This window comes from Stratiformator vulcanicus, from assembly GCF_007744515.1.
Taxonomy (GTDB): domain Bacteria; phylum Planctomycetota; class Planctomycetia; order Planctomycetales; family Planctomycetaceae; genus Stratiformator; species Stratiformator vulcanicus.
The window spans coordinates 3,691,866-3,706,977 of sequence record NZ_CP036268.1 but is presented as its reverse complement, the minus strand read 5'-3'; the positions used below and the strand labels follow the sequence as shown (position 1 = coordinate 3,706,977).

The following is a 15,112-nucleotide window of genomic DNA, read 5'->3' as shown; positions in this document are numbered from 1 at the left end:
ATCAGCTTTCATCCTTAGCGCGAACGAGTCTGAGTCATTTCGGCTATCATCGCGATCGTTTGCAGACAGCCGACCGCCGATAGCCGACAGCCGTGAAACATGTCCGAATCGACGAACGAGCCGCAACGCCAACTCGAACGCGGGACTTACGAGATCCTGCGGGGACGGCTGCAGGCGCAAGGGAAAGAACTGCGGCAGCGGCTTGCAACTCTGAACGAGCGCCGCAAAGAAATCTTCGGCTCGGTCGATGTCGAATTGGTCGGCACGGAGCGGATCACAACCGACCACAATTGCTTTCCCCGTGACATCGTCGCGATCGGCGATCAACTGCTGTTCGGTTACAACGTCCATTTCGGATTAAAGACCGAACGCAATCTCGTCGATGTCTTCGCGCAGTATAAGTTCCGTGAGGGTGGTTTTCATACCGAGTCTCTGTCTCTGCTCTCCGGCGACGACTTCGCAAAAGACTTCCGCGACATCTATCGCTATTACAAAGATGCTCGCTTCGCACGCTTCGTCACAAAGGGGCCTCACCTTTTCTTGCAAATGCAGGTCGGCAAGAGTGCGACAGATTTCAAGACACTGAAGTGGCTCAATCGCGGGGGCGAGTTTCGCTACCTCGACAATCGCAGCGACCACGAGGTCAAGGACCCGCCGCAGCACGAATTCGAGTGGAAGCGGACGACGCGGGAACAGCACATTCACGGGCTCCATCCGCACGTTAATATTCTTGATCGGGTCTTTGTGGAGACAGTTGGTGGTGACCTAACGGTTAAGGTCGAAGACAATACCGATAGCGGTGAGGGAATCTACGCGGAGCCGGTCGATAACCCTGACCAAGTTCTCGACGACGCGGAAATACACTACGCCACGGTCGGAAATCTGATCTTAATGCGTGTGCGACCGTATCAAGAGCAGGAGTTTCGATATCTTGTTTTTAACGACAAGCAGAAGCAGGTCACCCGTATCGATGCGATTGCCAATGCGTGCGTACTGCTTCCTGAAGATCAGGGCCTGATCTTCCCGAACGGTTACTATTTGCAGACCGGCGACTACAAGACATTCGACGGTATTCCTTCGGGGACGCGATACCGGCAGCGGATTTTGTCCCCAAACGGTGAGGACTTCCTCTATGTCTTTTATGAGCCGCTGGACGGAACCTACGTGCTGTTGCGTTACAATCTGATCGCGCAACAGGTCGATACGCCTTTAATCTGCAACGGCTTTACCGTATTCGATGGCGGTGAACTGATTTGCTTTAAAGCACACGAAGAGCCGCAGAAGCATCACGCAATTCAAATTTGGCAGACCCCTTTTTCGTCCGAAGCGATTTCGACGCCCGAGGTGACCGAATCGTTTCTCGGCAAAATCGGCAACCGGGACCTTGTCCGTGGCATGGGCGAGTGCCAGGAAGTACTCAGCCTGCTCGACAAGGACGACAGTTACGAAAATCTCTATGTCGATCTCGTTCGAACCACGACCGACATTATTGACTCTTACTTCTGGATTGGACGCGAAGAAGCGGCTGATTTAAGAGTACCGCTTGACGGAGTTCGAGATGCCGCCCAATCGGCGATCGATGAATACGAAAAGGTTGTTCGCATTCGCCGGACGACCGAAGAGCGGACGTTGGCGGCGCGGCAGAAGGTCGATCAGATTCGCTCGTCGATCGGTCGGCGACGCTTTGATGAGATTCAGGATTTCGTCGACACGCTCGGCGAACTCCGGGCTGCCCGCGGCGAGGTCATCGGGCTCCGCGATCTTAAGTATGTCGAACTTGATCTTGTCGATGAGTTGGAGCGGTCACTCGTCGATCAGGCAGAAAGCGTTTCTCGGCGAACGGTCGAATTCCTGCTGAAGGACGATGCACTCAAGCCCTTCATTGCCGCCATCCAAGAGGCGTCTGAGGGAGTTCCGCAGCTTGAGACCGTTGCGGCGGCAAGAAGTCTCGGAGAGCGAATCGACAAGACGGCTTCTGAATTAGAGATGCTGATCGAAGTTGTCAGCAACCTCGACATTGATGACGCGACGAAGCGGACGCAGATCATCGATGATATCTCATCGGTCTTTGCTTCGGTGAATCGCACGCGGTCGAGCTTAAAAAACCGCCGGCAGGAATTGGCCTCAGTCGAGGGGCGGGCTGAGTTCGCCTCGCAGATGAAATTAATCTCGCAGTCGGTGGCGGGCTATCTCGACGTCGCCGACACGCCCGAACGCTGTGACGAGTTTTTGACGAAACTGATGGTGCAGCTAGAAGAACTCGAAGGCCGCTTCGCCGAGTTTCCCGAATTTATTGGCGAAATCTCATTAAAGCGGGAAGAGATTTATGATGCGTTCGAATCGAGAAAACTGTCGCTGGTCGAGGCTCGAAACCGTCGGGCAAATTCATTGGCGGAAGCCGCCGATCGGATACTGAAAGGTGTAAAGAACAAATCCGACAGCTTCGATTCGATTGCCGACATCAACGGCTATTTCGCGTCCGACTTAATGGTTGGCAAGGTCAGAGATGTCATCAAGCAACTCAGTGAGTTGGGAGATGCGGTTAAATCGGGCGACATCCAAAGCCAACTGAAGAGTGCTCAAGAGGATGCCGTCCGGCAATTAAAGGACCGCAAGGAATTGTTCGTTGATGGTCGAAGCGCAATCCGATTTGGCCGGCATCGCTTCAGCGTCAATACGCAGCCGCTCGATTTGACGATCGTTCCGAAAGACGATCAGATGCAATTGCATCTGACTGGGACAGGCTTTTTTGAACCGATTGATGATGAAGACTTTCTCAAAACCCGTGACGTGTGGGGGCAGGACACCGTCTCTGAAACGAAAACCGTCTATCGAGCGGAATTCCTCGCGTATTTGATGGCGGGTGAGTTAACCGCCGAGGGCGAGGACGCCGTGCGTAGGGTGCTCGACGAAACGCACGAAGACCGCGTGGAGCGTGTCGCGAAGTTTATGGCGCCGCGTTACAGCGAGGGTTATCAAAAAGGCGTGCATGACAAAGACGCGGCGCTGGTTCTTGAGACGTTTTTCAAAACAGCGCGGCACCTTGACCTTTTGAGGTACCGCAGTCGAAGCAGAACCGTGGCTGAACTCGTCTGGGAGTTCTTCGTTCCGAAGCGGGACCGGTTGCGCGCCGAAGCCCAGTTAAAGGGCGTCGGAACGGTCGATCGAGCCTTCAGCGCATCCCGTAAACAGAACGCCTATCGCGACACTGTGCGGGAGGTGTTTGATACGGCGTTGGCGCTGTCAGAATTGGAAGAATTTCTCGCGATTGAAGGCCACGATCGCAGTGAAGCGATCGATTACCTTGTCGACGTGCTTGCCGCGGGGCGACCGTTTGCAATCGCGGCTGGAGCCGAAACACTGGCAGAACACTTTAAGGCGTCCCTCAGACATCGGGGGACCGAAGACGAGTTCCGTGCGTCGACAGATCCGCTGAAGAAGTCAGTTGCTGACCTCTATCGACTAACGCTCGATTGGGTCGAGGCGTTCGCTCTTCAAGAAGACGAGCGACTTGAGTTTGTTGAAGAAGCCGCCCTGCTCCTCTTAAATTCAGGCGCGCCGGGGAGCATCGCCGATCGTGTGATTAATGCTGATCCTGCCGCGACGGTCAAAGGGCTGGTCGGTTCTCATCAATTAATCGAAAGCGGCGAGTATCAATTTCACTATAATAACTTCGTGCGGCGACTTGAGCAGCATTCCAATGTTGTCGCCCCGCTGTTTCGCTCATTCGGTGAGCAAAAGAAGGATTTGGTAGACGCCTACCGGGATGATCTCAGGTTGGAAGAATTCCGGCCGCGTGTGTTGACGTCTTTCGTGCGGAACCGGCTGCTGGACGAAGTATATCTGCCGCTGATCGGCGACAACTTCGCCAAACAGATCGGCACGGCTGGAGACGACACGCGGACCGACCGCATGGGGTTGCTGCTGCTTGTCTCGCCCCCGGGCTATGGCAAGACGACCTTAATGGAGTACGTCGCCAATCGGCTTGGCATCATCTTCATGAAGATTAATGGCCCGGCACTCGGCCATAGCGTGACCGCAATCGACCCGATGTCGGCAAACAATGCCGCAGCACGCGAGGAACTGGAGAAACTCAACCTCGCATTCGAGATGGGCGACAATATCTTAATTTACCTTGACGACATTCAGCATTGTCACCCGGAGTTTCTCCAGAAATTCATCAGCTTGTGCGACGCTCAGCGAAAAATTGAAGGCGTGTGGAAGGGCGAGAGCCGACAGTACGATTTTCGCGGCAAGAAGGTCGCCGTTGTCATGGCGGGCAATCCCTACACGGAGAGTGGTGAGCAATTCAAGATTCCCGACATGCTCGCCAACCGGGCCGATATCTATAACCTCGGCGAAATTATCGGTGACAACGGCGACGCTTTTGAGTCAAGTTATATTGAGAACTCACTGACATCGAATCCTACCCTTGCTCCGCTAGCGACGGCGTCTCGAAAGGACATCTACGGCATCATGCGGGTGGCCGACCGCGGAAATGCTGACGGCGTTGAATTCGAAGGAAACTTCTCGCCTTCCGAACTTAACGAATATGTTGGCGTGATGCGAAAACTGCTTCGCGTGCGTGACGTCGTGCTCAAGGTCAATCAGGAATATATCAGATCGGCTGCGCAGGCGGATGACTATCGGACGGAGCCTCCTTTCCTGCTGCAGGGTTCCTATCGCAATATGAACCGCATCGCTGAAAAGATCGCGGCGGTCATGAACGATGAAGAAATGAAAACATTAATCCTAAGTAATTATCAAAACGATGCGCAAACATTGACCTCCGGGACCGAGGCGAACCTTCTGAAGTTTAAAGAGTTGATGGGTTGGCTGACAATCGACGAGCGGCAGCGGTGGGAAGACATCAAGCGGACATTTAAAGAAAATGTGAAACTTCGAGGAGTCGATCCCTCCGACAGCGCGGGACAGGTCATCGCTCAGTTGACGTTGCTTGGCGACGGATTAAGGGAGATAGAAAAGGCGGTGGGCGAAGGAGCGGCCCTTCTCGCGAAGCCGGAGGATGTGGACGCGACGGTCGATTGGGACGCCAGAATCACGCCGCATCTTGAACAGTTGCACGGTTCGATTCGGTCCGTCGGCGAAACGTTCGGATCTGTGATGGAAAAGACCGCGAGTTCGGCTCCGGCGACCGTCCCTACGCAAAACGGCAATAATGAAGAGTTGATGCAACTGCTGCGGGATGAAATTCGACTGGTGCGGGAGTCGATTGCAAATGCCGCGGTTGCGACGGCCGTGCCCGAGGATGTTGAAGCGGATGATGAAGACGAGAAATCAGCTCCACCCAAGCCGATGGCGGGGCCGGCGTCCGTCGTGGACAATGCCGACGATGCACCGAGTGGATCAATCACCGTTGTGAATAAGATTCCGCCGACGCTGTTAAATGTGCTCGTGGAGCAATTTCGGCTCATGGAAAACTGGATGAAGCCGTTGATGGAGATGTCGCTCTCCGAGCGACGCGAACTCAAGGATCTCGAAAATGGCCTGCGGGAATGTTTGAAAGATTATGAGCGGCTGCTCGGGCGGTTAAAGACGGCGCGGCGCAAGAAACGGCGGTCGAGAGGGGCGAGCAGTCCCGATGAATCCTCCGAAGCTTAATCAAACAGCCCGTCGAGGGCACGGTTAATTCCGTCGCCCACGCCGTCGAGTCCGCGTCCGATCGACTCTTGGAGTTTCTGAGCGCCGACCTGTTGCATTAGATTATTCAGAAACGTCGGCTCGACCCTCGGTTGGGAGAATGAACCACGAAGTGGGACCGAGACCGTTTGACCTTTGAGTGCGGCGGAGGGGCCGTCGTCTTTCACCCAGCGGTCCTGAACGGGAACCGACGCGACGATGTCGAGGCGGCCATCAGTTGTTACGGTTCCTCTCGTCTGGATGGTGAGATTGTCACCGGCCCGCACGATAAATCGGTCATGCGTGACGGCACCGTTTGCCAGGCGGAAAACGACCTTTTGCGGGGGCAGCTTCAGGGGGGGAAGCGGCTCGGCTTTTATCCGGCCGACCGATAGGATTCGGCTGACATCGCGAACGGTGTTTGAGAGCGAAGTCGCCAGGCCTCCCTGCGTGACGGTTCCGGAATGCACTTCAATCGTACCGGCGGCACGCCCGGAAGAAATATTGTTCAGCGGTAATTGTGCCTCCGCCAACGCGAGGGAAAAGCTGCCGTTCAATTCTGCCGCGTCGGCGACGAGCGGGGCGATATATTTAAGCCAGCCGTTGGCGACCTGGCGTGTGATTTTCATCCGTTCGACAAGAGGGCCGGGCGTCATCGACAGCACCGGCTGAGACGACTTGAGGTCGATATCACCGCGGCCGAGAAGTTTTCCCTGACTCAAACGCATTTCGAACGGCGTGATCGATGCCGTGCCGTCTTTTAATATCACATCGAGTTCGGCGGGCCCGGCTTCCAAACCATAGAATCGTCCGCTCGACCAACTTAAACCGGCTTCGGCCTGCAATTCTGGGGAGACAAGCGCATCGGCCGGTGGAACCAACGGTCCGCGGATAAAGAAGGGCTTATTGGTCCTGCCAACGAAAGCGACTTCTCCGCCGACAATCTTTGAGAGCGCCGGGCCGAGCGTCGCAGTGTCCAACTTAACTTGACCTGAGATGTCGGCGATTGCTCTGCCCGACACTTCGTTAATTATGCCGTTGAACGTCGCCGCCCCCTCCGGCAATTCGATGCTACAGTCAATTAGCTCCGCGGAATCGACTTGCGATACGAGTTTCGCGGTCCCACGTAACTGTGCGAGGCGACCGCTCCATACGGTTTCCCAGTTGCCGGCAGGCATAGCCGACGCGGTTTGAGCGAGGCGAGAGACGACCGGGTTCTCGACATTCATCTGCCACTGCATTGCGGGGCCCGACGTATCATGTTCGAGCGCGACTCGCCCTTCCCCAACGCCGGAAATCCAATAGGGAGGTGATTTCGAGGCTGTATAGAACCATTGGCCGACGCGCCCGACGGAGCCGCGAAATAAAGCGACTGCAACAACCCGCGCGCCATTCGGCTCAGGGACATACTCGAAGTTCTTAATTCGTGCGGACAGGGAACTGCTGATCCACACGGTTTCCGGGGCTCTAATCCGACCCGTGAGGCGATCGATGACGGCCGATGTCTCTACTTCAACACGGCGATCACGGATGGCGAGTTGGGGCGTATCAAGAGCAAAATCATTCGCATTCAGCTTCGCTTCGATCAAGGACAATTCCGTTGGCGTAATGCGAAGCTCTGAAGTGAGCTCTCCCGTTCCTTTTACCTTTAGGGAATCGTCCGGCATCCAGGGTTTAGCCCGATCGTGCCAGCGGGCAAGATTTCCGGACAGTTTCAACTGAAATGACTGCGGGGCATTTCGGTCTGTTAATGTCAGGGGCGACAGAAGAGTCAGGTCAAGTTCATCTCCGGATGCTTCGAGGCGACAGGTCAGCGACTCGATAGTGTCAAAGCTCTGCCCTTCGGGATAACCGCTGAACTTTGTATCGAAACCGATCCGCGGCTCGGCAAGCGATAAGTCGCCCCAAACCAGTTTCAGGTTACGGCCGATGCCGTTGGCGGCCACCGTCGTCACGCCTTTGTCAGAAGAGCGTTCGAATCCGAGGTCCGCTGCGATGACCCCTGACAATTGGTTGTCGCCGAAGCTGACGAATCGTTCGAGCTCTGAACGTAGTCGATCCAGGTCGCAATCCATCTTAATCGTCGCGCCAGATTCCGATCCTGAACCATCGGCGTTAAGAAAAGCGGAACGGCAAACCAGCCGGTCGATTAAGAATCGCCCATTTGTCGAACTTGCATCGGCGATTAGTTCAAATGGCTTTTGCCAGCGAGTCCCGTTTTGTGAGACCAAGTCGGTTACATTCAATCGTGTCGACCATTCGCGACCGTTCGTAGTTTCTTCAGAACTGTAATTGAATCGGACTGATCCGGAATCGAGTGATTCTTTCAGGCGAAGTGTCCGACCAAGCATATCGGAGGTTCGTGCCAAATCGATCGACCCGGACCAATTGAAGTCCTGATTCGGCGCGTTGGCGAGCAGGTCTCTTAAGAGATTTTGCGGATCAAGGTTCGGGAGTTGTTGCGTGCCGTCGATTTCGCATTTGGCGATATCACTTTCGAGAGCGACGTCTCGGAAGTGAAGCCGCCCATTTTTTGCGGTTAATTCGCCGAGTAGTCGGCATTTGCTGAGGGTCAGTCGGTCTCCTTCAGCCAGCGGGCCGCCTCTGGCGATCAAACGTGAAACGTCGATCTGTCCTTCGACCGACAATTGAGCCGCTGTGTTCTCTGTTGCGGGGACCGCCGCACCGCTGAGCCGCCCGTCGAGCGTGCCAAACAACTCACCGTCAATTCCAAGCCGATCGAACGCTGGCAAAGCGGCTGCCAGCGGAATGTCTTCTGCCGAGAATTGTGCCGCCCGCGCTGTCACGTTGGTAGAACCGACTAATTGGAATTCATCTTGAGCGGTGTCAACCGGCTGTTCGGAATCTTGAAATGTGATCTTAAGTTGGCCATGTTGTTCGCCGTCGGAAACTCGCGCCGACGCGCTGAGTCGCGTCGGATCGAAGACGCCGCGCGGCCAAGTGAAATCGGCGTCAATGGCGTCCAATTGCGTGACGCGGGTCCCGAGTCGTGACGTCAACGAGATCGTTCCGTTTTCGACGATCACACGACCGGCCGGAATCGTCCCCCCTTCCCCTTCCAGCAGAGGCGCCAATGCGTCCTCTAATTCGCTTCCGCCGGGACGGATCGCGCTGGTTACGACCGGATCGAATAGTGCAACGGTTCCGATGTCGGTCGGGTCGAGAATCAACTTCCAGAGCGGCTGCCGCAGTTCAATCGTCTCGGCCCGGAAAACGTCAAGATCAGCAGATCCACGCAGCCGAACGCGGTCGGCTCGAATTCCATTGAGCCAGCCCGCCGAGACATTTCCGATTTGCAATCGGCTTCGCACCTCGGCGGGAAAGATTCGCTCCAGCACTGCTTCGCGCAGCGCGGTGCGGGCGACGATTTCCGGCGCGAACCAAATTCCTCCGGCAAGCACGATCAGAAAGGCCGGGCCCAACCAAGCAAATCGGCTCCGACTGGGCACCGACTCGCCTTCGGGAGAGTCAGAAACCGCATCGGATTTCCGAATTGGTGGCTTCTTGGTTTTTTTTGGCGGCTCGCTCTTGTTCGCTGTGTCTTCGGGCGAATTTTCAGAGCGGTCGCGTTTTGGTCGACGGGCCAAAAAACTTGCCTCGCATCGCGCGCGTGGTATCTGATCTTTAGACAGCTTCGGTCACGATCGGTCAGAACTTGCCCTGATCTGGTCACGAACAAAGATGAATATCGTGTGAGGGTCGGACTCAGACCGGTTGCGGATGTTGCGTCGAGGTTGCGGGCGGGGTATCGTTTTTTGAACGAGCCACGGGGGCAACCGACGCTCCCCGTGCAACCCACCGCCCCGCGTTCGAATTGACTTCGCCAACTGGCCGATGTCAGCCGTTCGCTCCCAAAGGCATTGGTTTGCGAACCCAAACCGCACCAACACGGTCCACACCGTCACAGAGCGGGACGACAAGCAGCGGCACGACGACTAGTCGGGCCGCAACGGAGGACGACGCCGAAGGGGCGTGGCTTCCGCGGGTTCGCGAATTCCTTATTCGTCTTCGCTTTGACTCGGCGCTAGAATTCTTCAGCGGAAGAATCAGCCGGCCCCCTGTCCTCGATCGCACGGAGTTTCCGTCACGATGGCGACTGCGGTATTAAAACAACCCACACTGGTCCTGAACCGGAACTGGCAGCCTGTCGGCGTTGCCAGTGTCGCCCGGTCGCTGGTTATGTTGTGGAACGACACGGCCCGGGTCGTCGATCCACGCGACTTCCAGCTTTACACCTGGGATGACTGGACGCGCCTGCGGCCCGAAAGCGACGAGCCCGTCGTCAGGACGGTCCGCTTCGAGATCAAAGTCCCGGAGGTGATCTCGCTCACGAAGTACGACAAGATGCATCGGCGGACGGTGCCGTTCACGCGGCGGAACCTGTTCCGGCGGGACGAGTTCACCTGTCAGTACTGCGGATCGACGCCGGGAACCAGCGAATTGACGATCGACCACGTCTTGCCGAAATCGCGGGGCGGCCACACTTCGTGGCAGAACTGCGTCTTGGCCTGCGTGCGGTGCAATCATCGCAAGGCGGATCGGACCCCGAAGGAAGCCCACATGCCGCTCAAGAGCGGCCCCAAGCAGCCTTCCTGGAACCCGGTTTACTCGGCGAAGAATGTCCGTATCGAAAGCTGGGACCGATTCCTCAGCGAGGCGTACTGGAACGTCAACCTCGACGAGAATTAAAGGGCATTTTGAATGCCCTCAAAGCCCACGGGGGGGCAGTCCGTGGGCTTCCTTTTGCGCTCACGACTTCGCTTGCGCCTCCAACTCATCAATTCGCCGCCCGATCTCCTCGGCCTCGGCGGTGAGCTGCGACGCCTTCACGACGTCACCATTGCGCTGAATATCACGGGCCTCCTCCATCTTGCGCATGTACTCCTTGCGAAGCTTGGCGATGGGGTCGGTTTTGAATAGTCCGAACATCGATGTCCTCCGGGTGGGTTGGGTGGAGGATTGTAGGCAATAAGCCCAATCCGTCTGCCACCGAACGTCTTCGCGTTGAAAATCGGCTGACGGGCCAAGTAGAGGCAGGCGTGGCGTTGAAGGACGACCAAGCCCGACGATCACGCTATCTGTTTTGATGCCGCTCGATTTTCACTGTACGAATTGATTGACATCGTGGGCGGTAGAGGTTCACACTTAAACATGGACCGGACTGTCGGAGGATTCGCCGCTAACTTCGGGGAAGACGGCTACCGCATCCGAACCAGTGCGGTAACTCTTTGGCCGCAGCGATGTTCGGACGGTAATGGCCGACACACATATACTTAAGCGCAGAGGGCGCGGCGTGCGGAGCCAGGCCGATCTCGGCGATTTTCGTAAACGATAACATGTGCACGTTATTCAAGATGATTTTTGACAAACACTATTTACCCGCCTTTTCAAAACTCAATGCCATCACAGAAATTCCGCGAATCCTTACGTTGGATATTGTCTGAATCCGGACAATTGGTTCGCGTTGAGTCATCAGGAACAACGTTTATACGGTCGCTTGAGGGAGGCGAATGGTGCGTTGGCACGTTGGATAATGATGATTCGATTGTTGACGAAAAATGTCATACCGACGTAAATGATGCAATTAACGACTATATCTACCGTGTGACCGAACGGAACGATTGGTAATTTCTCCAAGCCGAACAAAAACCCTACTGTTTCACTCCTTTGGGTTGGCGGCGGGTGGCTGAGGACGGGCGCGTCTGAGATTGCGGCTTCGATCTTGTCGTGGAGTTAACTGGAACAAGCCGACCGCCTGCCTCCAGTGGTTAAGATCAACAAGCAATGCCAACTTCACCCCGCGCTCACTGGGGGCGGCTCTGCGAGACCGTCCCCAGCCACCCCGCCGACTATAGGCCCAAAAATATAAATGACTGTTGATGACGCGTTTGAAAAGTTTCGAACGATGGTACTCGCCCATGGCGGGACTCTTAGAGAAATAACCGGCGATGCGGCTGACAACCGGGGGTGCATAGCAACTCTCAGAGGTCGGCCATGCCTGCGACTCACTTGGCGCGGGCACAATCGCATCTTGCGGCTAGATATTTCACACGGCCCGATTGATGGATCAGCAGTCTTCTGGGAGGATGCAATCCAAGCGTCACTCGTCGAAGATTCATTATTTGTTGACACCGATGATTTCAGCTTTGGTGACGCTATTGCGAACGGACTTGGAGCCTAATCCGCTATCTGCTTTCCCCTGAGGAATATTGATGACGGCGCCACGTCAACTCAAGATCGACACCGCGTGCGTCGTCCGATTTGTGGCGTTCGGCATTGTGATGGGCGTTGCGAACATCGTCCCCTACGTGCTCACCCGTGGGGCATACGAAACAGATGGAATCGAAATCGCAGGCTTCCCATTTCGCTGCTAACAGATGGGCGGGATTGCCGGCGTATTGTGGTTCAATCCTTGGGCCATGGCGGGAAACGTTGCGATTGCCGTGATGGTGTCCGGCGTGGCAACGTGGGTTTTTCGAGATGGAATATTGGAGACTCTTTGGAAGTGGAGGTGCCTTACGCCGAATAACCGGGCGATGCACGAGAGTTGACGATCGCGTAGGATTTTGAGGGCCGCATATTGCCGGGGCCATTTTCATCTCTGGATAGGGTGGTTCGAGTCAGAGTGCCTTGAGAACCTGGACGTGACCGGTCGCTCCGATAAGCAATTGCGTTACGATAAACGGCAACCGATGCCTCGCGCACGCTAGTGGCGGCTCTTCGAGACCGTTCCTCGGCCACCTGCCAGGGCTTCAATGATGTGTTGATCTTAAAGGCAAACGCATGACGAATGAGCTATTCTGGGACATGATCGCTAAGTCGAAGTCAGCTTCTGATGGCGACATGGACGCTCAGGCTGAAGAGTTACGGCGTCAGCTATCGCACCTATCTGCTGAAGAAATCGTTGATTTCGAGCGGGTCTTCGGGGAGTACGCCGACCGGGCGTATCGCTGGGACCTTTGGGGGGCTGCTTACATCATCGGCGGCGGTTGTTCGGATGATGGATTTACCGACTTTCGCAGCTGGCTGATCTCGATGGGGCGCGTGGTCTACGAGGAAGCGATCGCGAACCCGGACTCGTTGGCAGAGATTAATCTCGGCCCTGATGCCGAAGAAGATACGTTCTTTGAAGAGTTCGCCTACATTGCCTGCGAAGCCTACGAGAACAAGACCGGTTCGGAGATGCCGGACCCGCAGCGAAGTTACTCGTCCGATCCTGCAGGCGACCCGTGGGAAGAGGACGGCGACGACCTGCAACGCCGCTTCCCCAAGCTGTGGGCCAAGTACGGGGAGGCTTAACTATCTGCAAGGTAAAGCATTGCTCTGGCGTATTTTAAGACGGCCCCCGTTGCCCGCGATCGTTCACGGCGGCTCTTTGGGACCGTCTCCAGCCATCCGTCGGAACCTCGGTGATATGAACGACGACGACGGCACTCAATTTCGCGGCCCGACCATCGGCACTCAGGTGTTCTCGATTTTCATTGCAATGATCGTTGGCGTGTTCGTCGCGATAGTAACCATCCTGTTTTTTGAAATGCTATTCCGAACAAATAAAGAGGCGATGCTCGTCGCGTTAGTTTTTGCCGTAATACTTGGATCGGGTTACGGGCTTAGATTACGTCGAGTAGCGCTCAGGTCCGCGAAAGATACCAGAGTTAATCAGTCTGACTGAACGGAGGCCCTCACCCATACATCCTCGCCAGTTCTCTAACCTCATCCAGCGCGTCATCCACATCGGTCACCGCGACGTTTCGCTGCCGGCCGGCTTTGTCGCAGGTGTTGAGTAACATTAATTCTTCGTAGTTTTCTGACTCCGCTAAGCGGCGGCGGGCTCTGGTGCCGAGGGTGCCGTCTCTTAATTGGTGGGCCTCCATGTGGTGGGCGATCAGCCAGGCGGTGCGTTCGGTGATGGAGTCGTCGAGCGCCTCCAATCCGGCTTTCACATGGTCGTGCGGGTCGATCGCTTTGCCGACATCGTGTAAGAGCGCGGCGAGTTGGAATTCCTCATCATATGGCAGTTCATCTTTGGCGAGGTCGTAGACCTGCAGGCTGTGCGTGAGGGCGTCGCCTTCGGGGTGATACTTGCGGCTTTGGCGCACGCCTTCGAGGGGCAGCAGCAAGCTGCGATAGATGTGAAAGCGATCGACGTCGCTCTCCAATTGCTCCAGAGCCGACTCGGGATCGAAGTCGGGGTCTTCCTCGGCTAGGAGGGCTTCCAGTTCGGGAATGGTTGCCCGGTCCATGGTCCGCCCCGTGATGGAACTCTTAAACGGGTAGCTTGCTTTGTCGGTGGGGTAGACGGTCAGTTCGATATCGAATCGATCCCGCACATGCACGTGGGTGAAGACCCGCTCTTCGCCGTGCTTGCGGACGCGTTTGTGTTCGACGTCGTAGACGACTGCGTGTTCGTCGAGCGTGCCGGTGACGCGTTCAAGGCTATTGGTAAAGAGATGGATGTCGACGTCCGAGCCTCTGCGGACGTGCCCGGTGAGGGTGCTGCCGATGAGCTTCGGTCGGCAGGCGGCGAACAAGTGCATATAATGTAGTGCAACCAGCCGCATTTCGCGGAGGCCGGCGGTTCGCTCCTCCCCTTCATAAAGGTGGGCGAAGCGTTGGATTTCCTGCCGGATTTCGGCGTTGCTGGGCAGATCGGAAGGCTTCACCCAGCCGCGACAGAGCTTTCGCCCTGCCTTCATCTTGGCTCGGTAGTACTCTGTCTCCTGCCGTGAATACATCATGCGGGCGGCTTCGAACACGATCTGCCGCCGCAGCTTCTCATTCGCCATCAATAGGGAGCCGCCGTTTGATCGCGGCTGCGATCCGGCCGGTGTTGCGGCATTCGACCTGAGTGTGAGTCTAGCTCCGGTGCACGGAGCGTTCAATGGCGAAATGATGCCGTCTTGCCACAGGCGTCGCGAACCGGCATCGGGCGTGTGGCATCAATGCAACGTCGGGACGTCTTAATGTAGGCTGACTAACGACTTCGGCTGATCGAGAATCAAGGTAAGTGCTTGGCAATTATTAAGAAGCGGCCGCCGATAGTTGCGTGGAATTAAAAACAAGAGTCGGCGGCACGCTAAATGCATTCTCTCTTGCCATCGCTTATGCGGCGATCTCAAATAGCGACAACGCTCCTTTGGAGCTCTCTCGACCGGCCGGGGAATGGCACCTTCCCCGGCCGGTTTTTTCGTGCGCGGTAAGTGGGCGAAACCTCGCTCTCGATCGATTGGTCACCGGTCAGTGAGGGTCTTGACGATTGAGCCGGATCGTCACACACGCGTCGCGTCACCAGTCGCGCCTCCACGACAAAGGTGAAAAATCCTCAAGATTGAATAAATCTCCGCCGCCACAGGTGCAAAGCGTGTCCTATGGTTTGATAGCGACGAGATGGACCTCGGCAGGTTGCCCCCGCCTGTAGTGCCCGAAATCACGAGTTGATGGAACGGGCAAG

General features: G+C 56.1%; 8 protein-coding genes. 5 read left to right on the top strand and 3 right to left on the bottom strand.

Translation table 11 applies throughout. From position 1 onward, the window contains the following. The first annotated feature begins 99 nt into the window (after window positions 1-99). Window positions 100-5,622 (top strand): DNA repair ATPase, encoded by a 5,523-nt coding sequence (locus Pan189_RS14630; protein ID WP_145364713.1) that lies wholly within the window; start codon window positions 100-102, stop codon window positions 5,620-5,622. Here the strand turns inward: Pan189_RS14630 and Pan189_RS14625 are convergent. Next, on the bottom strand, window positions 5,619-9,110 hold the full coding sequence (locus tag Pan189_RS14625) for a hypothetical protein (protein ID WP_145364712.1): 3,492 nt from the start codon (window positions 9,108-9,110) through the stop codon (window positions 5,619-5,621). The genes Pan189_RS14630 and Pan189_RS14625 overlap by 4 nt on opposite strands. 640 nt (window positions 9,111-9,750) lie before the next feature. On the opposite strand from Pan189_RS14625, the gene Pan189_RS14620 reads away from it, so the two are divergent. Continuing rightward, window positions 9,751-10,350, top strand: coding sequence for an HNH endonuclease (locus Pan189_RS14620; protein WP_145364711.1), 600 nt, complete (start codon window positions 9,751-9,753; stop codon window positions 10,348-10,350). 60 nt (window positions 10,351-10,410) lie between these two features. Here the strand turns inward: Pan189_RS14620 and Pan189_RS14615 are convergent, their stop codons facing one another. Beyond that, window positions 10,411-10,590 (bottom strand): DUF6435 family protein, encoded by a 180-nt coding sequence (locus Pan189_RS14615; RefSeq protein WP_145364710.1) that lies wholly within the window; start codon window positions 10,588-10,590, stop codon window positions 10,411-10,413. A 1,283-nt stretch (window positions 10,591-11,873) separates the two neighbouring features. On the opposite strand from Pan189_RS14615, the gene Pan189_RS21455 reads away from it, so the two are divergent. The 3 genes from Pan189_RS21455 to Pan189_RS14605 all read left to right on the top strand — a co-directional run bounded on the left by Pan189_RS21455 (window position 11,874) and on the right by Pan189_RS14605 (window position 13,333). Next, window positions 11,874-12,035, top strand: a complete 162-nt coding sequence (locus tag Pan189_RS21455; protein WP_310820526.1) for a hypothetical protein — start codon at window positions 11,874-11,876, stop codon at window positions 12,033-12,035. 409 nt (window positions 12,036-12,444) lie between these two features. Further along, entirely contained in the window at window positions 12,445-12,960 is a 516-nt protein-coding gene (locus Pan189_RS14610) for a DUF4240 domain-containing protein (RefSeq protein WP_145364709.1), read from the top strand. Between the two features lie 115 nt (window positions 12,961-13,075). Next, window positions 13,076-13,333, top strand: coding sequence for a hypothetical protein (locus tag Pan189_RS14605; RefSeq protein ID WP_145364708.1), 258 nt, complete (start codon window positions 13,076-13,078; stop codon window positions 13,331-13,333). 10 nt (window positions 13,334-13,343) lie between these two features. Here Pan189_RS14605 and Pan189_RS14600 read toward each other — a convergent pair whose 3' ends face one another. Next, complete coding sequence (locus Pan189_RS14600; RefSeq protein WP_145364707.1) at window positions 13,344-14,447, bottom strand: HD domain-containing protein; 1,104 nt, start codon at window positions 14,445-14,447, stop codon at window positions 13,344-13,346. Between the last annotated feature and the right edge of the window lie 665 nt (window positions 14,448-15,112).

Bases quoted from the DNA above. Each gene is read 5' to 3' on its own strand.
- Pan189_RS14630 (WP_145364713.1), top strand. From the start codon at position 100: ATGTCCGAATCGACGAACGAGCCGCAACGCCAACTCGAACGCGGGACT.
- Pan189_RS14620 (WP_145364711.1), top strand. From the start codon at position 9,751: ATGGCGACTGCGGTATTAAAACAACCCACACTGGTCCTGAACCGGAAC.
- Pan189_RS14615 (WP_145364710.1), bottom strand. From the start codon at position 10,590: ATGTTCGGACTATTCAAAACCGACCCCATCGCCAAGCTTCGCAAGGAG.
- Pan189_RS21455 (WP_310820526.1), top strand. From the start codon at position 11,874: ATGACGGCGCCACGTCAACTCAAGATCGACACCGCGTGCGTCGTCCGA.
- Pan189_RS14610 (WP_145364709.1), top strand. From the start codon at position 12,445: ATGACGAATGAGCTATTCTGGGACATGATCGCTAAGTCGAAGTCAGCT.
- Pan189_RS14605 (WP_145364708.1), top strand. From the start codon at position 13,076: ATGAACGACGACGACGGCACTCAATTTCGCGGCCCGACCATCGGCACT.
- Pan189_RS14600 (WP_145364707.1), bottom strand. From the start codon at position 14,447: ATGGCGAATGAGAAGCTGCGGCGGCAGATCGTGTTCGAAGCCGCCCGC.